Origin of the sequence: Shewanella sp. NKUCC06_TVS (assembly GCF_019345515.1) — a bacterium.
Classification (GTDB): domain Bacteria; phylum Pseudomonadota; class Gammaproteobacteria; order Enterobacterales; family Shewanellaceae; genus Shewanella; species Shewanella oncorhynchi.
The window spans coordinates 1-25,208 of record NZ_JAHKQX010000022.1; the positions used below are offsets into that span (position 1 = coordinate 1).

Annotated in this window: 26 protein-coding genes; 13 read left to right on the forward strand and 13 right to left on the reverse strand. The window is 45.9% G+C overall.

What is annotated here, in order from left to right; translation table 11 throughout:
• Positions 1-429: 429 nt before the first annotated feature.
• Positions 430-978, forward strand: coding sequence for a gamma carbonic anhydrase family protein (locus KO531_RS19985; protein WP_219252085.1), 549 nt, complete (start codon positions 430-432; stop codon positions 976-978).
• Positions 979-1,112: 134 nt separating this feature from the next.
• Here the strand turns inward: KO531_RS19985 and KO531_RS19990 are convergent, their stop codons facing one another.
• Both KO531_RS19990 and aroE read right to left on the reverse strand, forming a co-directional pair.
• Entirely contained in the window at positions 1,113-1,385 is a 273-nt protein-coding gene (locus KO531_RS19990; protein WP_219252086.1) for a DUF1488 domain-containing protein, read from the reverse strand.
• Positions 1,386-1,390: 5 nt separating this feature from the next.
• Positions 1,391-2,239 carry a shikimate dehydrogenase gene (gene aroE / locus KO531_RS19995; protein ID WP_219252106.1) on the reverse strand — a complete coding sequence of 283 codons (849 nt, stop codon included), beginning with the start codon at positions 2,237-2,239 and terminating at the stop codon, positions 1,391-1,393.
• A 153-nt stretch (positions 2,240-2,392) separates the two neighbouring features.
• Between aroE and KO531_RS20000 the strand changes: the two genes are divergently transcribed.
• Complete coding sequence (locus KO531_RS20000) at positions 2,393-2,830, forward strand: group II truncated hemoglobin (RefSeq protein WP_006083789.1); 438 nt, start codon at positions 2,393-2,395, stop codon at positions 2,828-2,830.
• A gap of 34 nt (positions 2,831-2,864) precedes the next feature.
• Here KO531_RS20000 and hemF read toward each other — a convergent pair whose 3' ends face one another.
• The 6 genes from hemF to KO531_RS20030 form a co-directional block, all read right to left on the reverse strand.
• Entirely contained in the window at positions 2,865-3,773 is a 909-nt protein-coding gene (gene hemF / locus KO531_RS20005) for an oxygen-dependent coproporphyrinogen oxidase (RefSeq protein WP_219252087.1), read from the reverse strand.
• Positions 3,774-3,798: 25 nt separating this feature from the next.
• Positions 3,799-4,365 (reverse strand): L-threonylcarbamoyladenylate synthase, encoded by a 567-nt coding sequence (locus tag KO531_RS20010; protein ID WP_219252088.1) that lies wholly within the window; start codon positions 4,363-4,365, stop codon positions 3,799-3,801.
• A gap of 147 nt (positions 4,366-4,512) precedes the next feature.
• Complete coding sequence (locus tag KO531_RS20015; protein WP_105253028.1) at positions 4,513-5,076, reverse strand: type I DNA topoisomerase; 564 nt, start codon at positions 5,074-5,076, stop codon at positions 4,513-4,515.
• A 119-nt stretch (positions 5,077-5,195) separates the two neighbouring features.
• Positions 5,196-5,669: a DUF494 family protein gene (locus tag KO531_RS20020; protein ID WP_006083793.1), complete on the reverse strand. Its 474-nt coding sequence runs from the start codon at positions 5,667-5,669 to the stop codon at positions 5,196-5,198.
• 2 nt (positions 5,670-5,671) lie between these two features.
• Entirely contained in the window at positions 5,672-6,688 is a 1,017-nt protein-coding gene (gene dprA, locus KO531_RS20025) for a DNA-processing protein DprA (protein ID WP_219252089.1), read from the reverse strand.
• Positions 6,689-6,771: 83 nt separating this feature from the next.
• A complete protein-coding gene (locus tag KO531_RS20030; protein ID WP_219252090.1) occupies positions 6,772-7,902 on the reverse strand; it encodes a LysM domain-containing protein in 1,131 nt (376 codons plus the stop codon).
• 125 nt (positions 7,903-8,027) lie between these two features.
• On the opposite strand from KO531_RS20030, the gene def reads away from it, so the two are divergent.
• From def to KO531_RS20055, 5 genes are read left to right on the forward strand one after another with little or no spacing between them, the layout of a single operon-like run.
• Entirely contained in the window at positions 8,028-8,540 is a 513-nt protein-coding gene (gene def / locus KO531_RS20035) for a peptide deformylase (RefSeq protein WP_206766142.1), read from the forward strand.
• 8 nt (positions 8,541-8,548) lie between these two features.
• The gene (gene fmt / locus KO531_RS20040) at positions 8,549-9,505 is read left to right on the forward strand and encodes a methionyl-tRNA formyltransferase (protein ID WP_219252091.1); all 957 of its coding nucleotides are present in this window, start codon (positions 8,549-8,551) and stop codon (positions 9,503-9,505) included.
• 2 nt (positions 9,506-9,507) lie between these two features.
• A complete protein-coding gene (rsmB, locus tag KO531_RS20045) occupies positions 9,508-10,794 on the forward strand; it encodes a 16S rRNA (cytosine(967)-C(5))-methyltransferase RsmB (protein ID WP_219252092.1) in 1,287 nt (428 codons plus the stop codon).
• A gap of 15 nt (positions 10,795-10,809) precedes the next feature.
• Positions 10,810-12,219: a Trk system potassium transporter TrkA gene (trkA, locus tag KO531_RS20050; protein ID WP_105250826.1), complete on the forward strand. Its 1,410-nt coding sequence runs from the start codon at positions 10,810-10,812 to the stop codon at positions 12,217-12,219.
• Between the two features lie 20 nt (positions 12,220-12,239).
• Positions 12,240-13,682 carry a TrkH family potassium uptake protein gene (locus tag KO531_RS20055; protein ID WP_113941395.1) on the forward strand — a complete coding sequence of 481 codons (1,443 nt, stop codon included), beginning with the start codon at positions 12,240-12,242 and terminating at the stop codon, positions 13,680-13,682.
• Between the two features lie 69 nt (positions 13,683-13,751).
• Here KO531_RS20055 and hemG (KO531_RS20060) read toward each other — a convergent pair whose 3' ends face one another.
• On the reverse strand, positions 13,752-14,303 hold the full coding sequence (gene hemG, locus KO531_RS20060) for a menaquinone-dependent protoporphyrinogen IX dehydrogenase (protein ID WP_113941396.1): 552 nt from the start codon (positions 14,301-14,303) through the stop codon (positions 13,752-13,754).
• A 199-nt stretch (positions 14,304-14,502) separates the two neighbouring features.
• On the opposite strand from hemG (KO531_RS20060), the gene KO531_RS20065 reads away from it, so the two are divergent.
• Positions 14,503-14,811, forward strand: a complete 309-nt coding sequence (locus tag KO531_RS20065; protein WP_105250823.1) for a metalloregulator ArsR/SmtB family transcription factor — start codon at positions 14,503-14,505, stop codon at positions 14,809-14,811.
• Between the two features lie 63 nt (positions 14,812-14,874).
• Here KO531_RS20065 and hemG (KO531_RS20070) read toward each other — a convergent pair whose 3' ends face one another.
• The 4 genes from hemG (KO531_RS20070) to pepQ form a co-directional block, all read right to left on the reverse strand.
• On the reverse strand, positions 14,875-15,399 hold the full coding sequence (gene hemG, locus KO531_RS20070; RefSeq protein WP_219252093.1) for a menaquinone-dependent protoporphyrinogen IX dehydrogenase: 525 nt from the start codon (positions 15,397-15,399) through the stop codon (positions 14,875-14,877).
• A 2-nt stretch (positions 15,400-15,401) separates the two neighbouring features.
• Positions 15,402-16,859, reverse strand: a complete 1,458-nt coding sequence (locus KO531_RS20075; RefSeq protein ID WP_105250821.1) for a TrkH family potassium uptake protein — start codon at positions 16,857-16,859, stop codon at positions 15,402-15,404.
• Between the two features lie 77 nt (positions 16,860-16,936).
• On the reverse strand, positions 16,937-17,551 hold the full coding sequence (locus tag KO531_RS20080; RefSeq protein WP_219252094.1) for a YigZ family protein: 615 nt from the start codon (positions 17,549-17,551) through the stop codon (positions 16,937-16,939).
• A gap of 27 nt (positions 17,552-17,578) precedes the next feature.
• The gene (gene pepQ / locus KO531_RS20085; RefSeq protein ID WP_219252095.1) at positions 17,579-18,901 is read right to left on the reverse strand and encodes a Xaa-Pro dipeptidase; all 1,323 of its coding nucleotides are present in this window, start codon (positions 18,899-18,901) and stop codon (positions 17,579-17,581) included.
• A 490-nt stretch (positions 18,902-19,391) separates the two neighbouring features.
• On the opposite strand from pepQ, the gene fadB reads away from it, so the two are divergent.
• From fadB to KO531_RS20110, 5 genes are all read left to right on the forward strand, one after another.
• Positions 19,392-21,542 (forward strand): fatty acid oxidation complex subunit alpha FadB, encoded by a 2,151-nt coding sequence (gene fadB / locus KO531_RS20090; RefSeq protein WP_219235738.1) that lies wholly within the window; start codon positions 19,392-19,394, stop codon positions 21,540-21,542.
• A gap of 22 nt (positions 21,543-21,564) precedes the next feature.
• Positions 21,565-22,728, forward strand: a complete 1,164-nt coding sequence (fadA, locus tag KO531_RS20095) for an acetyl-CoA C-acyltransferase FadA (RefSeq protein ID WP_014609502.1) — start codon at positions 21,565-21,567, stop codon at positions 22,726-22,728.
• Positions 22,729-22,972: 244 nt separating this feature from the next.
• Positions 22,973-24,139: a diguanylate cyclase gene (locus KO531_RS20100; RefSeq protein ID WP_105250818.1), complete on the forward strand. Its 1,167-nt coding sequence runs from the start codon at positions 22,973-22,975 to the stop codon at positions 24,137-24,139.
• 175 nt (positions 24,140-24,314) lie between these two features.
• The gene (tusA, locus tag KO531_RS20105) at positions 24,315-24,560 is read left to right on the forward strand and encodes a sulfurtransferase TusA (RefSeq protein ID WP_105250817.1); all 246 of its coding nucleotides are present in this window, start codon (positions 24,315-24,317) and stop codon (positions 24,558-24,560) included.
• A gap of 48 nt (positions 24,561-24,608) precedes the next feature.
• Complete coding sequence (locus KO531_RS20110) at positions 24,609-25,055, forward strand: MOSC domain-containing protein (protein WP_113941403.1); 447 nt, start codon at positions 24,609-24,611, stop codon at positions 25,053-25,055.
• Positions 25,056-25,208: the final 153 nt, after the last annotated feature.

Consider the following 25,208-nt stretch of genomic DNA (forward strand, 5'->3'; position numbering starts at 1 on the left):
GCCAACCCGAAGGTTAAGCAGTTTCGATTAACTCAACACCTGTGAGTGTCCACACAGATTTCTTGTTTTATCTTGTTAAAGAGCAACTCAATATTCGTAAGAGAACTTGAGCACCACACTGAGCGCCGAACGCTTCCAGTTGGCTAGGGCTGCGTATTCTACGCATTTCCCGTTTCGCGTCAAGGAGTTTTTACAACTTCTTGCTACGATTGAATTAAGTGCTTAAAAGCGACTCAATTCAACTTAACTCGTCAGCTGGCTTTCGCTGTCTGCCGTGTCAGTGGATGCGCATTATAGGGAGATTGAGAAAGTCCGCAACCCCTATTTTTAAGATAATTGTCATTTTCTCACTGTTCGTTGGATATTTGACCTGACCCGCTAGTTTTTAACCTTTATAATGCTAAAAACCACTCAATTAGGGACTTTTCTATGTCAGGGCCACTCAGAACTTACCAAGGTATTCATCCTCAATTAGGCAATAACGTATATGTAGATGAAGCTTCGGTGCTTGTTGGCGATATTGTGTTAGATACTGATGCCAGTATTTGGCCTATGGTGGCAGCGCGTGGTGATGTTAACCATATTCGTATTGGTAAGCGCTCGAACGTACAAGACGGTAGCATATTGCATGTAACGCGTAAGTCAGCTGCTCGTCCCGATGGTCATCCACTGATTATTGGTGATGATGTGACTATTGGTCACAAGGCTATGCTTCACGGTTGCAAAGTCGGTAACCGAGTATTAGTAGGCATGGGTGCAATTATTCTCGACGGTGCGATTTTAGAAGATGATGTGATCTTAGGTGCGGGCTCTTTAGTGCCACCGGGCAAGGTATTACAGAGTGGCTATTTATATGTAGGCAGCCCAGTTAAGCAGGCTCGCCCATTAACGCCTGCCGAAATTGCCTTTTTGCCAGAATCTGCCGACAACTATGTCAGACTGAAAAACGAATACTTAGTTGAGTTACAAAACATCTAATCACTTATAGCTAATCTCTTATAGTTAGTCGCTTAGTGTCACTATAGCTATATAAGAAAGGCGGTAGAGACTCATTGAGTCTCTACCGCCTTTTGCTATTCGCTGATTCAGAAAACTATCTGAGTTCGATAAGTTTAGCCTAAGTGTACTGCCCCAAACTCATCAAACTCTTCGGCTTCAATTAAGTCTTCCGCCATTTCTTCGGCATCAAATCTCACCGCATCAAACAATGCCAGCATAGCAGCGGCTTCATTGGCACTCGGCTGTTCGAAATCATTCAGCTCGGCTAACTTATTCACACTGATATAGCACTTAATGTTCATCCCCTGTGACTGCGCGATAAAGCAGACTCGCTTGTGGGCGTCGTCCCAATATTGCAGTTCGGGAAAAAGAATACTTTGATTCATGCTTCCTACTTAGGTTCGGCCATTAGTTTATCCCTCAAAAGATTTAATACCACTTGAGTATCGGGCTCGATACCTCGCCATAGGGTAAAACTCTTAGCCGCTTGTCCGACTAACATGCCGAGCCCATCAATAACCTTAGCTGCACCTTGAGATAGCGCCCATTGGTTAAAAGCGGTGACCGAGGCGCCATACATCATGTCATAACAAACAGTTTGGGTGGTGATAATATGCGCAGGCAAAATTGGCAACTCGCCCGCAAGACTCGCCGAGGTTGAATTGATGATGACATCGAACTCGCCCACAAGCTCATTCATTTCTACGGCGGTGACTCTATTTGCGAAAGCACCGTTATCCACCGAAGTAAAGATATCGACCAGAAGCTGTGCCTTAGTGTGAGTGCGATTACTGATGATCAGCTGCGCAATTCCCGCATTTAATAACGGCAGAATACAACCGCGCGCCGCACCACCAGCACCAATAAGTAACACGCGCTTATCTTGCAGGCTGCCTAAGTTAGCGATGAGATCGGCCACCAGCCCTAAACCATCGGTGTTATCACCGCGAATAGTGCCATCGGCCAATAAACTTAAGGTGTTTACCGCGCCAGCAAGCTTGGCCTCTGGGCTGAGACTGTCACACAGCGCAAAAGCTTGCTCCTTAAAAGGCACTGTCACATTCGCGCCCTTGCCGCCCGCATTGAAAAACGCCGTCAGAGAGGCTTCAAAACCATCGACCGGAGCAAGAATGGCTTCATAGGTTAATAACTCTTGGGTGGGCGCGGCAAATTGTCCATGGATGAACGGCGATTTACTGTGGCTAATTGGATTGCCAAACACTGCGTATCTGTCTGTCATAGCGATATTAAATTTTAGGTTCAATGGCTTTGCAGTCTACCGCGCTTTTGAGCCTAGGCAAGACGAATTATGTTCAACTAAATTTCACGTTGGGTTTCACGCTATAATGCGCCATCGGCTCAATACTCTCTATTTTAGTGAACGACTATTCCAATGAACTGGCTTAAAAAGATTTTTAGCAAACACACTCCACCGCAGGATGATCGCGATCCGAGCCAATCTAACGCCTATGACTTAATCGGCGGCGAAAAGGTGATCCGCGCTATCACTAAATGTTTTTATCAGAAGATGGCAAGTTCGGCAGAAACGACAACACTGCTTGCCATTCATAGGGCGCCCATTGCGGAGTCTGAGCAGAAGCTATTCGAATTTTTAAGTGGCTGGCTCGGCGGACCACAGCTCTACCAGCAAAAATATGGTCATCCCGCATTGCGAGCACGACACATGCATGTCGATATTGATGAGGCGATGCGCGATCAATGGCTGTTTTGTATGAAGTTTGCGATTGAAGAGAACATTAAAAAGCCAGAGCATCGAGCCGCCATTTTTGAGGCGATTTCAACTCTGGCCGATCATATGCGTAATCAATAAAGTGGATGCTCTATCCACTTTATAAGATTACTGGCTAAACCCAGTCGCGGGGTTTGAGGTAATTATCGTACAAATCTGCCTCTGGGCTTCCCGCCTCTGGTGTATAAGCATATTGCCAACGCACTAATGGCGGCATCGACATTAAGATAGACTCGGTACGTCCACCTGTCTGTAGGCCAAACAAAGTGCCTCTGTCGTAGACTAAGTTGAACTCAACATAACGACCACGACGATAGAGTTGGAACTCGCGCTCACGCTCACCAAATTTAGTCTCTTTACGACGCTCGACAATCGGCGCATAGGCCGTTAAGAAGCCATTACCTACAGCTTGCATAAAGCTAAAGCTTTGCTCGAATCCTTCTTGATTCAAGTCATCGAAAAACAATCCACCCACGCCGCGGGTTTCATTACGATGCGGTAGGAAGAAATACTCATCGCACCATTTTTTATACTTGGGATAAACCTCATCCCCGAAAGGCGCGCAAATATCCTTAGAAGTCTGGTGCCACTCGCGCACATCTTCCTCGAACGGATAATAAGGCGTTAAATCAAAGCCACCGCCAAACCACCACACGGGATCGGCGCCCTCTTTTTGCGCGATAAAGAAACGCACATTGGCATGAGTCGTTGGGATATAAGGATTATTAGGATGAATAACTAAAGAAACGCCCATAGCTTCAAAACTACGACCCGCTAACTCAGGGCGATGCGCCGTAGCCGACGCAGGCATAGCAGCGCCAGTCACATGGGAAAAGTTAACCCCTGCTTGCTCGAACACAGCACCTTGGGTTAATACTCGGCTAGTACCACCACCACCTTCAGCGCGAGTCCATGAATCGGCGGCGAACGTGGCTTGGCCATCCAGCGCCTGTAAACCAGCACAAATTCGGTTTTGTAGATCGATTAAAAACGCTTTTACCACTGCAACATCAGGCACACTCATCTTGTTATCCTTATTATTAGTTTGCTCATTGTCCATTTCGTAAAATCTTACCGCTTCGCGCATCGATAATGGTCGAGGGCTGACGTTGCTCACCGAGTTCACCTAATACGAGTGCATCAATTTTACCTGTAAAATCTGCGAGAATTTCATCGGCAGTTAATGCTGGATCTTCACCCGCAAGGTTAGCGCTAGTCGACACTAAAGGTTTATTGAGCGCGCGGCACAGGGCTTGCACTCCAGCATGGGCAGATACTCGCACTGCGATAGAGTCAAATTCACCACAGAGGTATTTTGAAACCTGCGCTTTGATTGGCATTACAAAGGTAAAAGGCCCCGGCCACTTGGAAAATGCAAACTCGAGCTGCTCAGCCGTTAATTGCGATTCATCAACATAAGCTAAAAGCTGCTGAAAATCACTGGCGACTAAGATCAGTCCTTTTTGCCATGGGCGCTGTTTTACCGCCAATAACTTTTGGATAGCGGTGTCATTATCTGGGTCGCAACCTAGGCCATAAACCGCCTCGGTTGGATAAGCGATAACACCACCGTTAAGCACAATATCTTTTATGTCAGATGGGTGCAGCTGCAACATCTTAGGATCACCTTTTGAGTATTGTCGATTTCAACAATCAAATTATTGGATAAATTCGAATACTGACCGCCCCATCAGCGGTCAGCCGAGGATTATACGCAAGCCACTTTCATCGGCCAAATATTAAGATGCAGGTCACACAATAAACTAAAGTGGTCTTTTGTATTTACAGCTTTTTTGCGGGCATTCTAAACGCATCCCAGCCGCACCTTTACGCTCGACTAAGATCCCAAAACCACAACTCGGGCAAGCTTCAGCAACCGGAGGATAATTCACAATAAACTTACACTTAGGGTAAGCACTGCAGGCATAAAAACTCTTTCCGAAGCGACTCGTTCTGTGCTCAAGCTTACCCGCTTTGCATTCAGGGCAAGGAATGTCAGGCTTATCACTCGCTTGATCCTGTTTTTCAATATGCGTGCAGCTAGGATATTGAGTACACCCAATAAAGATCCCAAAGCGCCCTGACTTTACTGCCAGTTCGTGACCGCATTCAGGGCATACAGAACCTTCAATCACTTGAGTTTCAATAGATTCGTGCTGCACTAAGGGTCGAGTGTAATTACAGCTAGGGTAATTATTACAGCCAATAAAACCGCCGTGCTTACTGTGTTTAACCGATAACTCGCTGCCACATTCGGGACAAAGTTCGTATTCTTTTTCCAGTGCGTGTTCGTGGGCACTAAATAATTGTTCATCAATCTTAGACATAATCATTCACCACCTGTCGTAGCGCATTAGGATATCAAGCGCAGTGCCATCAAGGAATTTATGGCATCAAAAAAGGAGGTCTTAGCCTCCTTTCTCTCATAATTCATCTTTCACAACAATTAAGAATGCAGTCGGCCTTCGGGCTGTTCGAAGATTAAATCTTCCATTTGCTCATAAGCGGACTCATGGCCAGGAGCATTAAACAGCACCATTAAGATAACCCATTTGAGATCTTCTAAAATCAGGGTTGGTTCATCCAACTCCATAACTCTATCGATCACCATTTCACGGGTTTCGACATTCAGCACTTTAACTTGCTCTAAAAACAGCAAGAAACCGCGGGATTCCACATCCAGCTTGTCCATTTCGTCCTTTGTATAGATACGAAACGAATGCTGATCGTGATTACAAAGATAAGGTTTATCCCCTTCTTGTAATTCAGCTAAGCGCTCTAACCAAGTTAACGCTTTTAAAATCTCGGATTGATGAAATCCGGCACGAGTGAGTTCCTTGGTTAACTCGTCTTCATCAACTAGTAGTTCAACTTCACTGTGAACATAGTTTTCAAATAGATACATGAGGATATCAAACATGGCTAGCTCCTCTTTACTCTGACGTAACCACCGGGTACTGCTATTACCCAACCTTGCAACTCAAGTTCAAGCATTTGTTCTAACACCAGATCTATCGTTTTTCCACTATGTTCAACGACTGCATCAATTGATGTAGTTTCATAACCTACACTAGCTAACAGAGACGAAAATGGCAAATTACAAATCTCGCCTTGCTGTATATGGTGGCATAACTTCAATTCTTCAAGGTGGAAAGCGGTTAAACTTGCCAACTCTTCCACTATATCGGCAGCAGTTTCCACAAGCTTTGCTCCATCACGTAATAAATCATGACAGCCTTGATGGTAACCACCTAAGATTGAGCCCGGAACGGCAAACACCTCACGCCCTTGTTCCATCGCCAACCTAGCAGTGATTAAAGAGCCGCTTTTGCGACAGGCTTCAACCACAAGTGTCCCTAAAGATAGACCGCTAATAATGCGATTTCGTTTCGGAAAATTACCCGCAAAGGGACCAGTATCGGGCCAAAACTCGCTAAGTATACAGCCTTGCCGCTGAATATCATGATAAAGCTGTCGATGTTTTCGTGGATAAATGATCTCTATGCCCGTTCCTAGTACGGCAATAGTGCGCCCTTGATGGTCAACACAGGCTTTATGGGCCGCCCCATCAATCCCCATCGCCATGCCACTACAGATACCAAATCCCATTGAGGACATCTCAGCAGCCAGCTGATAAGCGACCTGCAATCCGCCAGGAGAAGCATTACGACTGCCAACAATAGCAAGATAAGGAAGGGCTAACACCTCTAAGCAACCTTTAACGAACAGGACGGCGGGCGGATCTGAGAGTTGTTTTAATAATGGGGGATAAAGCGGATCAGAGAAACAAAGCAGATGATGATCGGCGGCTTGCTGTTGCCATTCGAGGGCGACATCCACTTTTTGATAATCAATAACAAGGCTATGGAGCAGATGATCTGATAAAGGTAGCGCTTGTCTCTCATGCTCTAACCTTTGTCTGAGGTCGTCCACTTCCATGTGCGTTAATAATTGTTGGATCCGAGCGGGTCCTAGCCCAGATACAGCACAAACAACTAACCAATCGACCAAATTTTCAGAGATTATAGACCTCTTAAGGCTAAAGATTCTGGGGCGATTAACTTATCGTCGACACGAACAGGCCGCTCGGTGGAGACAATCAAACCTAAGCTCGCCTTATCAAACACTTTAAACACTAACAACTTACCATGATAAACATCCGGCATCTTAACTGCACGATCCGAAGAGACTGACGCCATTAGGTTATCATAGGCAGTACGTTCAATTGCAGGAACCGGCATACCATCATTGTTGATAACAATAACCTCACCATCACGGTAAATAGAAAATACCACCCCAGGCTCGACGCCATCCTGAGTACCTTTATCTAAGTACACGACATTCAACTTACCCGCTTCACGCAAATTTGATTCTGTCGCTAACACTAAAGCCGGTATCTTTAATTCCGCAGGTTTAGGAGTAAAGTAAGCTGACATCAAGGAATCACTTTCCATCGGCAATACTCTGAAGCCCGCTTTGGTTTCGCGAAAGCTCGTTAGCAACTTAATTTTTGAAACCTTACCAGACTCAATCACTTGCCCAGTAGACGACAAAATGGCTTCTTGTCCTAACGCTTCGCCTGACTCTTTATTGAAAAACTCGCGACCGCGTTCGTAAATACCATATTTTTGGTTTATTGGCAGTTCAGCATCAATATAAATCACATCACCCACAATATGGTGACGCGATGGACTTTCACCTGCCAGCACCATAGGTTGCTCAGTAAGCCAGTGAGTCTCGACGACCCGATTCTGCACTAAATATTGTTCAATCAAGGCTAAATCAACGGCTGGAATAGCATTACTCTTAGCAATGACACGTCCCTCGGGACTCTTTCTTACATGGGGTTTAACACTATCAACAGTAGCACCATTACGCACAAGGCGGGGCTGACCATCAATAAATACCAGAGTGAGTTGATCGCCAGGGTAAATAAGGTGGGGATTAGCAATTTGTGGGTTTACATCCCAAAGACTTGGCCATTTCCATGGGTCATTCAGAAACGCGGCGGAGATATCCCAAAGAGTATCGCCCTTTTTCACTACATATGACTCAGGATGCCCCGCCTTAAGCGTCAGGGTATCTGCGGCAACAAACGTGCAATTGAATGTCATTAACGCGAGTAAAATTAACCGTTTCATGGGTATTTCCATGTTGTTTAACTCTTAGTTTGAGCTTTTACTGTTATTGGTAGGCACTAAAGATTAAAATTAACTCATTAGCATCAGTCAGTATAACTAACTGGCAGAGATTTGACAGACTTGTTAAGAGTTTATGTATGACACTATTAAAAGTATTACAATTCCCTGACGAAAGATTACGAACACAAGCCACACCCATCACAGAGTTTAATGCCGAGCTGCAGACTCAAATTGATGATATGTTCGAAACCATGTACCAAGAAAAAGGTATCGGTCTGGCCGCGACCCAAGTTGATTACCATAAACAACTTATTGTCATGGACTTACAGGATGAAGTCGAACGACCAAAAGTGTTTATCAACCCTGAAATTATCGCCAGCAGCGGTGACTTCTGCAATGAAGAAGGTTGCCTGTCGGTTCCGGGGATTTACGCCAAAGTCGATCGCGCCGAATTTGTCACGGTAAAAGCCTTAGACAGGCACGGTAACGAATTTATAGTTGAAGCCGATGAGTTATTTGCCATTTGTATTCAACACGAAATGGATCACCTCAAAGGCAAATTGTTTGTCGATTATTTGTCGCCGCTAAAACGTCAGCGGATCAAACAAAAACTTGAAAAAGCGGCCCGATTGGACGCCAAAGAAGCATAGGATCAGATTTGAAACCACTCAACATCATCTTTGCCGGAACACCGGATTTTGCCGCTCGCCACTTACAAGCACTTTTAAACTCACACCACAATGTGATTGGCGTTTACACTCAGCCCGATAGACCTGCTGGCCGCGGCAAGAAACTGACCGCCAGCCCAGTAAAAGAACTCGCTATCACCAATAGTATTCCAGTGTTTCAACCCGGCTCATTACGTAAAGAACCCGCGCAACAAGAACTTGCCGCACTCAACGCCGATATCATGGTGGTCGTAGCCTACGGTCTGATCTTGCCAAAAGTCGTGTTAGATACACCGCGTTTAGGTTGTATTAACGTTCATGGTTCTATTTTGCCACGCTGGCGCGGTGCCGCACCGATCCAACGCGCACTTTGGGCCGGCGACAAAGAAACTGGCGTAACCGTTATGCAGATGGATGTGGGTTTAGATACAGGTGACATGCTGCTTAAAACCTATCTGCCGATCGAAGATAACGACACGTCAGCCAGCCTTTACGAGAAACTGGCAGAACAAGGTCCCGTTGCCCTATTGCAAGCACTCGAAGGTTTGGCAAATGGCACCTTAGCCGCTGAAAAACAAGATGAAGCCTTAGCGAACTACGCAGAAAAACTCAGCAAAGAAGAAGCTAGACTCGACTGGAATAAATCCGCTAAACAGTTATGGCAAGAAGTCCGTGCCTTTAATCCTTGGCCTGTGAGTTACTTTGAGCACCAAGGTAACACTATAAAAGTGTGGCAAACTCAAGTCAGCGAAACCACCAGCACAGCCGCTCCAGGTACTATTATCAGCGCCAGCAAAAAAGGCATAGACGTTGCCACCGCTGATGGTGTGTTAACCCTGCTGAGTATGCAGCTTCCGGGGAAAAAGCCACTCAATGTTGCCGATATTCTCAATGCTCGAGGTGAATGGTTTAGCCCGAATACTCGCCTCGCAAACGAGGCACAATAATCATGAACTTGCGCGCGCTAGCTGCGAAAGCCATCTTCGAAGTATTAGAAAAAGGCGTGTCACTGTCAGTGGCATTGCCTGATCAACAAAAGCATCTTGCCAGCGGCAAAGATAAAGCCCTACTTGCCGAGATCTGCTATGGAGTGATGCGCACTCTGCCGCAAATAGAAAAACGCATCAGTGAATGCCTAGAGAAACCACTTAAAGGCAAACAAAGGATTATCCACCAGCTCCTGATCGTAGGTTGCTATCAACTGTACTTCACTCGTATTCCAAGCCACGCCGCAATTTCAGAAACTGCCGAAGCCTGTCGCCAATTAAAATTTGAAGGCATGGTCAAAGTGGTTAATGGTGTACTGCGCAATATTCAGCGCCAGCTATCGCCGCTAAGTACTGGATCAGATACCTTAAGCTATAACACACCCGCTTGGTTAATTAAGCGCTTAAAAGAAGCCTATCCCGAGCAGTGGCAAGACATCATTCAACAAAGCCATGAACGCCCGCCCATGTGGCTGCGTAACAATCGCTTATCCCAGAGCCGTGCCGAATACCTCGCAGCCCTAGCCGAAATCGACATTGAAGCGAGCGAAGGCAGCAGTGCCGATGCCATTCTCCTAGCGCATCCAAAGGATGTCGCCATTCTGCCACGCTTTCATGAAGGTGCTGCATCAGTGCAAGATGGCGCGGCACAATGGGCGGCGACATTACTTGCCCCGCAAGCGAATGAATTAATACTCGATGCCTGCGCGGCACCCGGTGGCAAAAGTTGTCACTTACTCGAACTTGAGCCGAGTATCAAATTAGTCGCTGTTGATTTTGATGCTAAACGCCTTGAACGTGTGCAACAGAACCTTGACCGCTTATCATTAAAAGCGGAGCTTATCCATGGTGATGCGGCCAACATAGACTCATGGTGGCAAGGCGGACAATTTGATCGTATCTTACTGGACGCGCCTTGCTCAGCCACAGGAGTGATCCGCCGCCATCCCGATATTAAATGGTTGCGAAAAAACCATGACATCGAAGAGTTGGCTGAACTACAACAGCAAATTCTCGATCATTGCTGGAAGTGGCTAAAACCCGGTGGCACGCTTCTTTATGCCACTTGTTCGATTTTACCGCAGGAAAATCGCGACCAGATCAGTGCGTTTTTAGATAGAACGGTAGATGCTAAGCTAGACACACTTGCCCAGCAAAATTCGCCACAGGATATAGGTTGGCAAATCACGCCAGGACAAGACAATATGGATGGGTTTTATTATGCCCGTTTATTGAAAGCGACTGATTAGGAAGTAAGCAAGGCCATGAAAATTATCATATTAGGTGCGGGTCAAGTCGGGGGAACCTTGGCCGAAAATTTGGTGGGTGAGAACAATGACATCACCATTGTCGATTATGACAAATCCAGATTACGCGCCCTGCAAGATAAATATGACCTTCGCGTCGTAGCGGGCCATGCCGCTCACCCTGATGTGCTCAGAGAAGCGGGCGCAGAAGATGCCGACATGCTTATCGCCGTAACCAATAGTGATGAATGCAATATGGCTGCCTGCCAGATTGCCTATACCCTTTTTGGTACGCCGACTAAAATTGCCCGTATCCGCTCAGAACCGTATTTGGCGATGCGCGATAAACTCTTTATCGACAGTGAAACCAAAAATAGCGACGGTCGCCCCCGCGGCGGCTTCGTAATCGATGAATTAATCGCCCCTGAACAGTTAGTGACCGCTTACATCCAGCGACTCGTAGAATATCCAGGCGCATTACAAGTGCTTGAATTTGCCGAAGGCCGCTTGAGCCTAGTGGCTGTTCGAGCCTATTACGGCGGCCCACTGGTGGGAAATGCATTAGCGGCACTTCGCGAGCATATGCCCAATATTGATACCCGGGTCGCGGCGATCTTCCGCCAAGGCCGCGCTATTATGCCTCGCGGAACGACCATTATCGAAGCCGATGATGAAGTCTTCTTCGTTGCAGACAGTCGCCACATTCGCGCTGTCATGAGCGAAATGCAAAAGCTCGATAACTCCTACCGCAACATTATGATCGCCGGTGGCGGTAACATAGGCCTAGGTTTAGCAAAACGCCTTGAGCGCACCCACTCGGTCAAACTAATTGAGCATAAATTAGAACGTGCAGAAGCATTATCGGAGCAGTTGGAAAATACCACAGTGTTCTGCGGTGATGCCTCAGATCAAGAATTACTGCTCGAAGAACACATAGACCAAACCGACGTATTTATTGCGGTCACCAATGACGACGAAGCCAATATTATGTCCGCCCTGCTAGCAAAACGTATGGGCGCGAAAAAGGTCATGGTGCTTATTCAACGCGAAGCCTATGTGGATATAGTGCAAGAAGCCAACATCGATATTGCAATCTCACCACAACAAGCGACGATTTCAGCACTATTAACTCATATTCGTCAGGGTGATATCTGTAACGTTTACTCTCTACGTCGTGGGGCGGCCGAGGCAATTGAAGCCATCGCCCACGGAGATGCCAGCACTTCTAAAGTCGTTGGCAAAGCCATTGGTGATATTAAGTTGCCACCGGGGACAACGATTGGTGCCATTGTCCGCAATGATGAAGTGCTAATGGCCCACGACAAAACCGTGATAGAGCAAGGGGATCACGTGATCTTGTTCTTAGTGAATAAAAAGTTTGTCGGCGAAGTCGAGAAGCTTTTCCAACCAAGTGCTTTCTTCTTCTAAGAACCTTAGTAAGCCAACTTATGCTGAACTTTAGACCGCTATTGTTTATTTTAGGGCTTTTTTTGTCCATGCTGACAGCTTTCATGCTGATCCCACTGCTCCTCGCCGCATACAAAGGTGAGGAAACGGTGGGCTCTTTTATGGTGTCGGCATTAGTCACAGGCATTAGCTCAAGCCTGTGTTTACACAATGGCCAGAGCAAAAGCATTAACCTCAATATCCGCGATATGTTCCTGCTAACCAGCCTAACGTGGTTGATCGTAAGCCTATTCGCGGCCATGCCATTTACCCTTTATCACGGTATTGGTTATACCGACGCCTTCTTTGAAACCATGTCCGGCATCACGACCACAGGTTCTACTGTACTCTCAGGGTTGGATACTATGGATCACAGTATCTTAATCTGGCGCTCTTTATTGCAATGGCTAGGTGGGATTGGTTTTATCGTAATGGCGGTGGCGATTCTGCCCTTCTTAAACGTTGGCGGGATGCGGCTATTCCGCACTGAATCATCCGATTGGAGCGATAAAGCAGTGCCTCGCACCCAAAGCATGGCTAAGTATTTATTCTTTATATATATTTTACTAACGAGTATCTGCTGTGTTGCCTATCATCTGGCGGGAATGACTTGGTTTCAGGCCATCAATCATGCAATGACCACCCTCTCGACTGGTGGCTACTCGACCTCAGATAGCTCAATGGCGGCGTTCTCCAACTCTGCACACTGGGTTGGGATTTTCTTTATGGCAGCAGGTGGCTTGCCACTACTCATGTTTGTACAAACCATACAGCAAAGGGATCTACGGATTTGGAACGATGCTCAGGTCAAAGGCTTCTTATTTTTCCTCACATTTGTCTCTTGTTCTATTGGCTTCTGGCTGTGGCAAACCCGCGACATTGAGCTTCTAGATGCACTGCGTTTATCCAGCTTTAACGTGGTATCGGTAGTCACCACTACAGGTTATGGCTTAACGGACTACGGTGCTTGGGGCGCCTTTGCCAATATCGCCTTCCTGTTTTTAATGTTTGTCGGTAGTTGCTCTGGTTCAACTTCGGGCGGGATTAAGATCTTCCGTTTTCAAATTGCTGGGGCCATTATGCGCGAGCAATTGAAACAGCAATGTCATCCAAACGGTATCTTTAGGGAACGTTACAACAACCGCATCATCAGTGATGATATCGTGCGCTCTCTGATCACTTTCGTACTGCTGTTTGTGATGGTGATTGTAGGCTTGTCAGTGATTTTAGTGCTCACGGGTCTCGATCCTATGACCAGTTTCACGGGCGCGATTACGGCAGTCACTAACGTTGGCCCTGGTTTAGGCCCGATTATTGGACCTGTAGGTAACTTCTCAACGCTACCCGATGTCGCTAAATGGGCGTTGTCACTCGGCATGCTCCTCGGTCGTTTAGAAATCTTAACCGTGGCGGTGTTGTTCCACCCGAGTTTCTGGAAGTACTAATTCAGTAGAGCTTAAATACTAAAAAGGCGCTTAACTTGTTAAGCGCCTTTTTATTAAGCCTGACCCGTCCTAAATAGCGGTAACGTCGACTAATTCCAATAGATGATCAGCATAAACTTTCACATCTGCCCAGTCGGTATAATCGATAACTGACTTAGGATCAGTTGGACCCTTAGTCATCTTCATAATCAACTGAATCGCCAATCTGTCATACCAAGGCCATGAAGGATAATCCACTTTGCCCGCAATAATTTTAAGATCAGCAGGCGTCCATGGCGATAACGCAATGAACTTTTGCAGATATTTATTATTTGCAGGGATACGTTTTTCAGGATTTCTCGCCACAACATTGACGCAGAAAAAACTGTTTGGCAATGCGCCCAGAGCCTGTGCATGCTGCTCAATAAATTGAAAAACGCTCTTATCATAGGTGCCATAGAGCACGCAGGCACCTAAGGCAACGACATCATAATCTGGCCAATTAATACAAGTCGCTGCAGCACTGTTGATATCGATGAGGTCAACCTTAGCGTCACGAAATCTTAATTGCTCGGCAATTGCACTGGCAATCTTGGCCGTATGGCCACCACGGGTAAAATAAAGTACGAGGACGCGTGTCATAGGCAATTCCCGATCCACTGAGTAATACCACCATTGTGGCAAGGTTACGTTAAATAAACCTCTGATAGGATCACAAATCAGTCGTATCTCATATTCTGAGATGCAAAAATTGAGATCTGCATTGCCGAGCAGTATGATTGCGTAAACACATGTGTTCAATTAGAATTATCTAATCAAAAGCGATAAAGTGAGTGACCTTATGCAAAATGATATAGATGTAGATGCAATGGTAACTAATGCGGAAAGTGCGGCTAAATGGCTCAAGGCCATAGCGAACCCTTATCGCCTAATGATTTTATGTCTATTACTAGACAAAGAGTTGAGCGTAACCGAGCTCAACGCCACAGTGCCATTAAGCCAGTCGGCCCTATCCCAGCATTTAGCCGTATTACGCGCAGAAGATCTCGTGGATACCCGTAAGAGCTCGCAGATTGTTTACTATAAACTCAAGAACGAGCAAGTCACCCAAGTGATTTCGATTCTGCATAGCCGCTACTGCGCAGCCTAACACTGCAAAATTAGCCTAAATTTAAGCCCTAACCTCTTGCAAGTGATTAGGGCTTAATGGTTTTTAATGTTGGCTAAAACGGTTACCGAAGGCATCGACTTTTGCCCAATCGGTAAACTCAAAAGTGCCAGTGATATCCGTTGGCCCTTTAGTCAACCACATGATAAAACGTATCATGGTCCGGTCGAAGAAACCGTATTTAGGGTAATCAATCTTGCCCGCAAACACTTCTAACAGCTGGGGTTGCCACAGTGAAAGCTTGAGAAACTTTTGCATATAAGGATTGGTTTCAGGCGTATTTTTTAAGGGTTTGCGCGCCACTACGTTAACGGTAAAAAAACCATTAATCTTAGTATCTAGCACTGCATGGTGGCGGTTCACATACTGATAAAGCTCTGGTCTATGTTTACCATAGCGAATACTGGCACCAATCAGCACTTTATCAAAATCCACTAAGCTCAACGCTTCCGCCTGCTCTAATGTGGCGAGCGAAACCTGCTCTCCCGCCTGTTCAGCAATCGTCTTCATTTTTTGGCAAATTGCCAATGTTTGGCCATCTATCGTCGAATAGATTATTAACGTCTGCATGATTAATTCTTCCAAAAAGTTGGCGTAAACAAAATCAGTAAGGTAAATACTTCGAGGCGACCAAACAGCATAGCCACGACCAATACCCACTTGGCTCCATCACCAATACTGGCATAATTGCTCGCTACCTCACCTAAACCTGGGCCTAAGTTGTTTAAGCATGCCGCCGTGGCACTAAAAGCCGTAATATCATCTAATCCCATCGCCATGAGTGCAAGCATACAAATCACAAACACCAGCGCATAGGCAGAAAAGAATCCCCAAACAGCATCAACCACGCGGTCGGGTAAGGCTTTAGAGCCAATCCTAATCGAAAACATTGCCTTAGGGTGAACGAGTCGTTTCAATTCACGGGAACCCTGTAACAGCAGTAAAATTACTCGAATGACCTTAATCCCACCCGCAGTTGAGCCACCACAGCCACCGATAAAACTCGAAAACATTAATAGTATGGGTAAAAATAATGGCCACAGATGGAAGCTATCAGTGCCAAATCCAGCCGTAGTGGCAACTGAAACTGCCTGAAATAAAGCATGATCTAAGGTTTCTTCTGGCGAATCATAAATACCAGAACGATAAAGCGTGAAGAAGCAAATCGCTGTGAGAATAAGTTGAATCGCCACCAGCATCTTAAATTCAGCATCTTTAAAATAGACTCTAACGTTAATCCCACGTCGTGAGAATGCCGCAAAATGCACGCTAAAGTTAACCGCAGAAACAATTAAAAAGAACACACAAATAAGATTAATAGTAGGACTATCGAAATAGCCCATACTGGCATCGTGGGTCGAAAAACCTCCGATGGCTATGGTCGAAAATGAATGACAAATGGCGTCAAAAATACTCATGCCCGCCCACCAATAAGCCGTCGCGCAGGAAATCGTTAGCAGTAAATAGATATACCACAGTGCTTTAGCGGTTTCGGCTATCCGCGGGGTCATCTTACTGTCTTTCACTGGCCCCGGAATTTCTGCGCGATAAAGCTGCATTCCTCCCACACCGAGCACAGGTAAAATAGCCACAGCGAGCACAATAATCCCCATGCCGCCAAGCCATTGCAGCATATGGCGGTAAAACAAAATGGCCTTAGGTAAAAAATCGAGCCCGACAATGACAGTGGCTCCGGTGGTGGTTAACGCAGAAAAAGATTCAAAGAAGCTGTCTGTCCAGCTTAAGTCTGGCTGACTCGAAAAGATAAACGGCAAGGCACCAATAGAACCCAGTACAGTCCAGAACAGCACGACAATCAGGAAGCCCTCTCGCGTACGCAATTCTTCTTTGCAGTGGCGGTTCGGATACCAGAGCCAAAAACCAATAAATAGGCTAACAAAAAATGCCTGCATAAACGCCGTGCCGCCGCCATCGTTATACCAAACAGCGATCAGTGCTGGTGGCAGCATAGTGATTGAAAATAAACCAATCAGCAGGCCTATGATTCTAATTATGGTTTTATATTGCATTACGCGAGTTCAATTATTCCATTGGCTGTAAAGGTATTTTCAGCATTTGGGCTATTTTGGCATAATTTACGCAGGCATCACAGCTCAAACTCGGGCCTCAAACTTCCTTGACTCAGTGTCGCCAGCGACTCACAAAGCCATGCCTGTTGCTCTCGCCCTATCTCAAACACAATATCGACCGCTGCGGCAAATTGCTTATCAATGATCACGGCATCCACTTGCTGTAATAGATGCTCGACATCGCGCAGCTGCGCATAATCACAATGCAACTTGGCGGGATACCGTAACTGTTTGAGTTGCTTCGGTAATTGAATCAAGCCTTGCCTTAAGCCCGACGTATAAGCCCGAACGAGTCCACCTACGCCTAGCTTAGTACCGCCATAGTAACGCACGACAACAGCGCCAACTTCGCCAATATGTGCCCCTTGCAATACAGCTAACATAGGGCGGCCTGCACTGCCAGCGGGCTCACCGTCATCACTCGAACCAATCAAGACGCTATCATCCGGTGCGCCAGCAACAAAAGCTGAGCAATAGTGGCTTGCGCCGGGATAGTCACGCTTTATGTCAGTAAGTACTAACTTTAATTTATCGACACTATCGCAATGAAAGAGAAAAGAGATAAAGCGACTATGCTTTATCTCTTCTTCAATGACGATTTCATCACAGGGAACGTTATAACTTTCGAGCACGAATTCGCCCTAATCTATTTTCAAACATCAATCGGCTAAGCCGAGCTCACGGGTCATATTCTCGTTTCTATCTTGATGCACTATGACGTTATCTTCGATACGAATACCGCCAAAAGGCCTTAACTCATCAACGGTTTGCCAGTTGATCTGCAGGCCACGACTATCTTGTTTAAGCTCATTAAGCAAAGTATCTATGATGTATAACCCAGGTTCCATAGTCAGTACTTGGTTTGGCGCTAAAATGCGGGTGCAGCGCAAGAATGGGTGGGCCTCGGGCGCCGCGATATGGGTACCGCGCTCATCGTGGGAGAAGCCACCCACATCATGCACTTGTAAACCTAACATGTGGCCTAAACCATGGGGGAAGAAAGCACTGGTAATGCCTTGATCAACCAAACCTTGGGCATCCCCCGTGGCTAAATCAAAATCCAATAGCATTTGCGCGACTTTAGCGTGAGTAGCTAAGTGTAAATCAGGATAACGCACGCCGGGGCGCATCATGTCGATAAGCTCAAGCTGCGCCTTATTCATCGCAGCGATCAACTCATCGAAACGATTCTTCTCGAATGCATAGGTTCTAGTGATATCAGACGCATAGCCAAAGTAACTCGCGCCCGCATCGATAAGAAAAGACAAACGTTTCGCGGGGCTTTGATGCTCAAGCGCGGTGTAATGCAAAATCGCCGCATTTTGATTAAGAGCGATAATATTGCCGTAGGGCACTTCATTTTCGCTCTGGCCCACGGCAGATAAATAATGCTGTTGGATCTCGAACTCACTCGCACCGTTATAAAACGCATTTTTAGCCGCCAAATGTCCCTGCACCGCAATTTGGTTGGCGCGGCGCATACACTCCAATTCATATTCAGTTTTAGTGGTTCTGTGGTAATGCAAATAGCTCATCACAGCATCGGGATTGCGACTGGTAAAACCCAGCACTTCGGCTACATCTAAATGCTCACCCAAATAAGCCCAATTAACTGTGTCTTTAGGTAACAGCTCAGCGACCTTATCGGCCTTAGTTAACAGCTTAATATCAAAATGCTCGGTCCAGAACATATCCGGCACATCGGATACTTTGTGCCAAAAATCCACAGGACGATAAAAAATCAGCTGCGGCTTATCGCGACCATTGACGACTAACCAGCAATTCGGATTATCCAACACTGGCAACCATGCCTTGAAGTGCGGGTTTGCTTTAAAGGGATAATTGATATCATCCAAAAACATCCGATGCGGCTGACCCGAATGGATCACTAAACCAGACAAGGCTTCTCGAGACAAAATCTCTGCGACTCGGCGGTTTAACTCGGCAATATGGGCACAATAGTGATGAGCCAACTGATCCATTTGTCATCTCCTGCAATGAATAAAAGTTAATATTATGAGCCAAATTTGCCCACATAATCTTAATCTGATCATGAACAACAGATTCAATCAAAACGTTAAACTGTCACTCAATCTAAAATACATGGCTGCTCAATAAAGAACATTAAAGCGATAACATCATGATTATTTTTAATAATTCTATTCAACCCTAGCATTGCTACAGCGTTTAAACGTCTAAGGAAAACAGCCACAAAGACCTATTTATCCACAAAGTGATTTAACGCATTCTAGGTGTTCTACACTCTGTGCAGTGTATCACAAAGGTGAAAAATCACTCTAGCCGACAAGAAATTAAACAGTCGTTTAAATTGGGTGTTGTAATTTATCGAATTTCGAAGCACACTGGCACACAACTGGTCAAATGATGGCCGAAGCTGCTGTGAGATAGAGAGTCGTACTAGCACCAACACATAATGGTGGGTATCACTTTTAAGCCAAAAGGAAGCAAGCAATGATCTACCAAAGTCCTACAATTCAAGTTGAGTTACTCGAGGATAATATTGCCAAGCTGTGCTTTAACGCACCCGGTTCGGTGAACAAATTCGACAGAGAAACCCTCGCTTCGCTCGATGCCGCATTAGACAGCATCAAGCAAAATTCCAATATCAAAGCGTTAGTGCTGACCTCAAGTAAAGATACCTTTATTGTGGGTGCCGACATTACCGAATTTTTAGGCCTATTCGCACAAGATGACGCCGTACTGCTCTCTTGGGTTGAACAAGCCAACGCTGTCTTCAACAAACTCGAAGACTTACCTTTCCCAACAGCATCTGCAATCAAAGGCTTTGCCTTAGGTGGCGGCTGTGAAACCATTCTGGCAACGGATTTTCGTATCGCAGATACCACAGCCAAAATCGGTTTACCTGAAACTAAACTCGGCATCATCCCAGGCTTTGGCGGCACAGTTCGTCTGCCACGTGTGATTGGTGCAGATAACGCACTTGAATGGATCACCACAGGTAACGACCAACGCGCTGAAGATGCACTGAAAGTCGGTGCTGTGGATGCTGTGGTTGCGCCAGAAGCATTAGAAGCGGCTGCGATTCAAATGCTCAAAGATGCTGTTGCTGAAAAGTTGGATTGGCAAGCGCGTCGTAACCGCAAGCTGTCTGCACTAACACTGCCAAAACTTGAAGCTATGATGTCATTCACCACAGCTAAAGGCATGGTGTTTGCTGTTGCGGGTAAACACTACCCTGCACCAATGGCCGCAGTAAGCGTGATTGAGCAAGCATCGACTAAAGGCCGCACCGAAGCACTCCAAATCGAGCATCAAGCCTTTATCAAACTGGCTAAAACTGACGTTGCTAAAGCGCTTATCGGTATCTTCCTTAATGATCAATTCGTTAAAGGCAAAGCGAAAAAAGCGGGTAAATTAGCCAAAGAAGTGAAAAACGCTGCCGTATTAGGTGCTGGTATTATGGGCGGTGGCATAGCCTACCAAAGTGCCAGCAAAGGCACACCGATTGTCATGAAAGACATTGCCCAGCCAGCATTAGATTTAGGTCTCAATGAAGCCGCCAAACTGCTGTCTGCCCAAGTTGCTCGTGGTCGTTCAACGCCAGAAAAAATGGCCAAAGTGCTGAACAACATCACGCCTTCATTAGATTATGCTGCGCTCAAACACAGTGATGTCGTCGTTGAAGCCGTTGTTGAACATCCAAAAATTAAAGCACAGGTTTTAGCCGAAGTTGAAGGCTATGTGAGTGAAGATGCAATTATCGCGTCAAACACCTCAACGATTTCAATCAACTTGCTCGCTAAGAGCATGAAGAAACCTGAGCGTTTCTGCGGTATGCATTTCTTCAACCCAGTGCACAAAATGCCGTTGGTCGAAGTTATCCGTGGTGAGCACAGCTCTGAAGAAACCATCGCCTCTGTTGTGGCTTACGCCAGCAAAATGGGCAAAACCCCAATCGTGGTAAACGATTGCCCAGGCTTCTTCGTTAACCGCGTACTCTTCCCTTACTTTGCAGGCTTTAACGGCTTACTTGCCGAAGGTGGCGACTTTGCTGCAATCGACAAGGTAATGGAAAAACAATTCGGTTGGCCAATGGGCCCTGCTTACCTGCTCGACGTAGTGGGTTTAGACACAGGTCATCACGCCCAAGCCGTTATGGCTGAAGGTTTCCCTGATCGCATGGGTAAATCAGGCACTGATGCGATTGATGTGATGTTTGAGAACAAACGTCTTGGCCAGAAAAATGGCAAAGGTTTCTATGTCTATTCAGTCGATAGCCGTGGTAAACCGAAGAAAGATGTCGATCCAACGAGCTACGGCCTATTGAAAGCTGCCTTTGGCGAGTTAAAAGCCTTTGAAGCCGATGACATTATTGCCCGTACTATGATCCCTATGATCATCGAAACCGTGCGCTGTTTAGAAGAAGGTATTGTCGCATCACCAGCCGAAGCGGATATGGGCCTAGTTTATGGCTTAGGTTTCCCGCCATTCAGAGGCGGCGTGTTCCGTTATTTGGATACCATGGGTGTCGCAAACTTTGTGGCCTTAGCAGACAAATATGCTCACTTGGGCGGTCTGTATCAAGTCACTGATGCGATGCGTACATTAGCAGCCAATAACGGTAGCTACTACCAAGCCTAATTAGCGGGAAAGGAATTTAATCATGAAACAAGCTGTTATCGTAGACTGCATCCGTACTCCGATGGGCCGCTCAAAGGCTGGCGTATTTCGTAATGTACGTGCAGAAACTCTGTCTGCCGAATTGATGAAAGGTCTGTTGCTGCGTAATCCGCAACTCGACCCAAACCTAATTGAAGACGTGATTTGGGGTTGTGTGCAACAAACCCTAGAGCAAGGCTTCAACATTGCCCGTAATGCTTCACTATTAGCCGGCATTCCAAAGACCGCTGGCGCTGTGACGGTTAACCGCCTATGTGGTTCGTCAATGGATGCTATCCATCAAGCTGCGCGGGCGATTATGACTGGCATGGGCGACACCTTTATTATTGGTGGCGTAGAACACATGGGCCACGTGCCGATGAGCCATGGTGTCGACTTCCACCCTGGTCTTGCTAACAACGTGGCAAAAGCCTCTGGCATGATGGGGTTAACTGCTGAAATGCTGGGTAAACTGCACGGTATTACCCGTGAACAGCAAGATGCTTTTGCAGTACGTTCTCATCAACGTGCTTATGCTGCGACGATTGAAGGCCGTTTTGCCAAGGAAATCTATGGCATTGAAGGTCACGATGCTAACGGTGCCTTAATTAAAGTACTGCAAGACGAAGTGATCCGCCCTGAAACCACAATGGAATCTCTAGCAGCACTGCGTCCGGTATTTGATCCAGTTAACGGTACTGTCACTGCGGGTACTTCTTCTGCACTGTCTGATGGCGCTTCAGCCATGTTAATCATGGAAGAATCTAAAGCGCGCGCACTTGGCTTACCAATTCGTGCACGTATTCGCTCTATGGCGGTTGCTGGTTGTGATGCTGCTATCATGGGTTACGGCCCAGTGCCAGCCACGCAAAAAGCGCTGGCTCGTGCCGGTATCACAGTTGCCGATTTAGATGTGATTGAACTGAACGAAGCGTTTGCAGCTCAGTCTTTACCTTGTGTAAAAGATTTAGGCTTAGCGGATGTGGTTGACGACAAAATCAACCTCAACGGCGGTGCGATTGCATTAGGTCACCCACTGGGTTGTTCAGGTGCGCGTATCTCTACGACGCTGATCAACTTGATGGAAGACAAAGACGCGACCTTAGGTTTAGCGACCATGTGTATTGGTTTAGGCCAAGGTATCGCCACTGTGTTCGAACGTGTTTAATTCGTTAATCGAATAATTATCAAAGCCGGAACTTGTTCCGGTTTTTTTTATGCCAAATATTCTGCCATCGTAAATATTAATATTTCTCATTTCTTCTGCTGTTCATTTGAAAATCAGTCCGTTATCGACTTAACTACAAGGGCATTACTGGCTATTGTGGACGACAACAGGCAAGCAATCATCAGCCAAATCTAGGCAGTGTAGTGCAAGGATGCAATTCGTTGTTTTACCAGAGGAATGCCTGATGCTACAAACGGAACAGACCCTTTTCGAACAAATGCGGATCACTGAGCTGGAGATCGAGTCTCGTAAAGCGCTCTTCTCTTTTACTGGGGGAGATGTAAAGGCCCTGCAATCCTTTAAGCCTATCATCGAAGAAAACATCGATAAAATCGTCGATGACTTTTACGGCTTACAAACCAGTGTGTCAGAAATTGCGCTCTTGATTGGAGACTCAGACACCCTTGCCCGCCTGCGTACCGCACAGAGAAGATATGTGCTTGATTTATTTAATGGTGTTTATGATCTTGAGTACGTAAACAATCGCCTACGGATTGGTTTAGTCCATAAACGCATTGGTGTTGAGCCCAAACTTTACCTGTCTGCGGTACACACACTCAAGGAGTTGATCTATGCAGTGATCAACGGCTCAGTACAAGATGTACGTCAAGCCGAACGTATTCGAGCCGCAATTGATAAACTCGTGCTGTTTGATGTCACACTAGTATTCGATACTTATATTCGCAGCTTAGTCTCCGAGATTGAGAACGCTAAAGATAAGGCTGAGAAATATGCCCAAAGCATGGAAAGCAAAGTCAAAGAGCGGACCCAGCAGTTAGAAGAACTCTCGCAAACCGATCCCTTAACAGGTTTGCTCAATGTAAGGCACTTGCAAGAAACCGCAACTCGCATACTCAGAGCAGCCCAAAGACGCGCCGAGCCCGTATGTGTCATCTACTTAGATGTAGATGATTTTAAATTATTTAATGACACTCAAGGCCATAGATCAGGTGATGAAGTACTTTGTGCTGTCGCAAAAGCAATTAAAGAAACCACTCGTGCGGAAGATCATTGTTTTCGATATGGTGGAGATGAGTTCTGTATCATCATGCCTAACTGTCGTGAGGAACAAGCTCGAGAGAATTTCATCACTCGGTTTAATCAAAAAATAAAACTCAGTCTAAACAATATTTCCTTAAGCTTTGGCATTACAGATACTGGCCCCTATGAATATGAAGAAGCCAATAGCTTAATTCATAAAGCCGATCAAAAAATGTATAGCTACAAACGGGCGTCCAAATTGCAGCAACAAACTATGGCTGCAGCAAATGATTTAGCACCAGAGAATAGTACAGCTGTTATCCATCCAATCTCTCAATCTCAAAGCGCTGCTGATAAAGCCGTTGAGTAATGTTAATTACCATAAGCCATAAGTTTGTTCCACGTGGAACATTTTATCTCTAGCTTTGGTAACGACAAAAAGCACACCAATCAAACCACATCACAAATTGAAACCACCAACTTGGTTTATCATGGGGGCTAGAGTAACATTAGCTAATTCTGCTTAACCGTTCAGTAGAGGTAATATGAACGACGCTTTCTCAACCGCACAGCATAGGCTCGATGCACTAGGCTTACGTTGCCCAGAACCTGTAATGATGGTGCGTAAAACGGTAAGACAAATGGCTGCCGGCGAGACACTGCTGATCATTGCCGATGACCCTGCAACGACACGCGATATTCCAAGCTTCTGTGAGTTTATGGATCACACCCTTATCGCCAGCGAAACGGCTCAGACGCCATACCAATATTTGATCAAAAAAGGACTTTAAGTCGTATCGTTTTAGCGACTTAATCATTAAAAAAGGATGTGAGGAACTATGCCAAAACTGCTGGCAATTGCCTATAAAACTGTAAAGCGCGGCCCAATGAATGAGGTTCTCTGTGCCAATGTCACCCAATTAAATGGTGTAGAGAAAGATGTATTTGGTCGCCCAGGCAAACGCCAAGTTACTGTGCTTTCCAAACTACAATGGCAACAAGCCTGTCGTGCTATCGAGGCAGAATTACCTTGGACGACTCGCAGAGCAAATCTGCTCGTTGATGGTCTGGTATTTAGCAGTGCAGATGTTGGTAAACATTTACAGATTGGTGAGTTACTACTTGAAATTACAGGTGAGACCGATCCCTGTAAAAAAATGGAAATTGCACATGTCGGTTTAGAAGCCGCACTCACCCCAGATTGGCGAGGAGGTGTAACATGCAGGGTATTAAATGATGCCATGATCCACCTAGGTGATGAAATAGCAATTTTCTTTCCTCGCTAATCCAATCACCTATCTCAGCTAGTTATCCATATTCCTCTATAAATAGAACCAAATAACTTGGTTCTATTTCTGTTGTCCCAATCCTAATATAAATATCAGCTTTCTAGCTCGAACATCAATTGAAACAGTATTTACGTTTTCCTTCCTATCTAT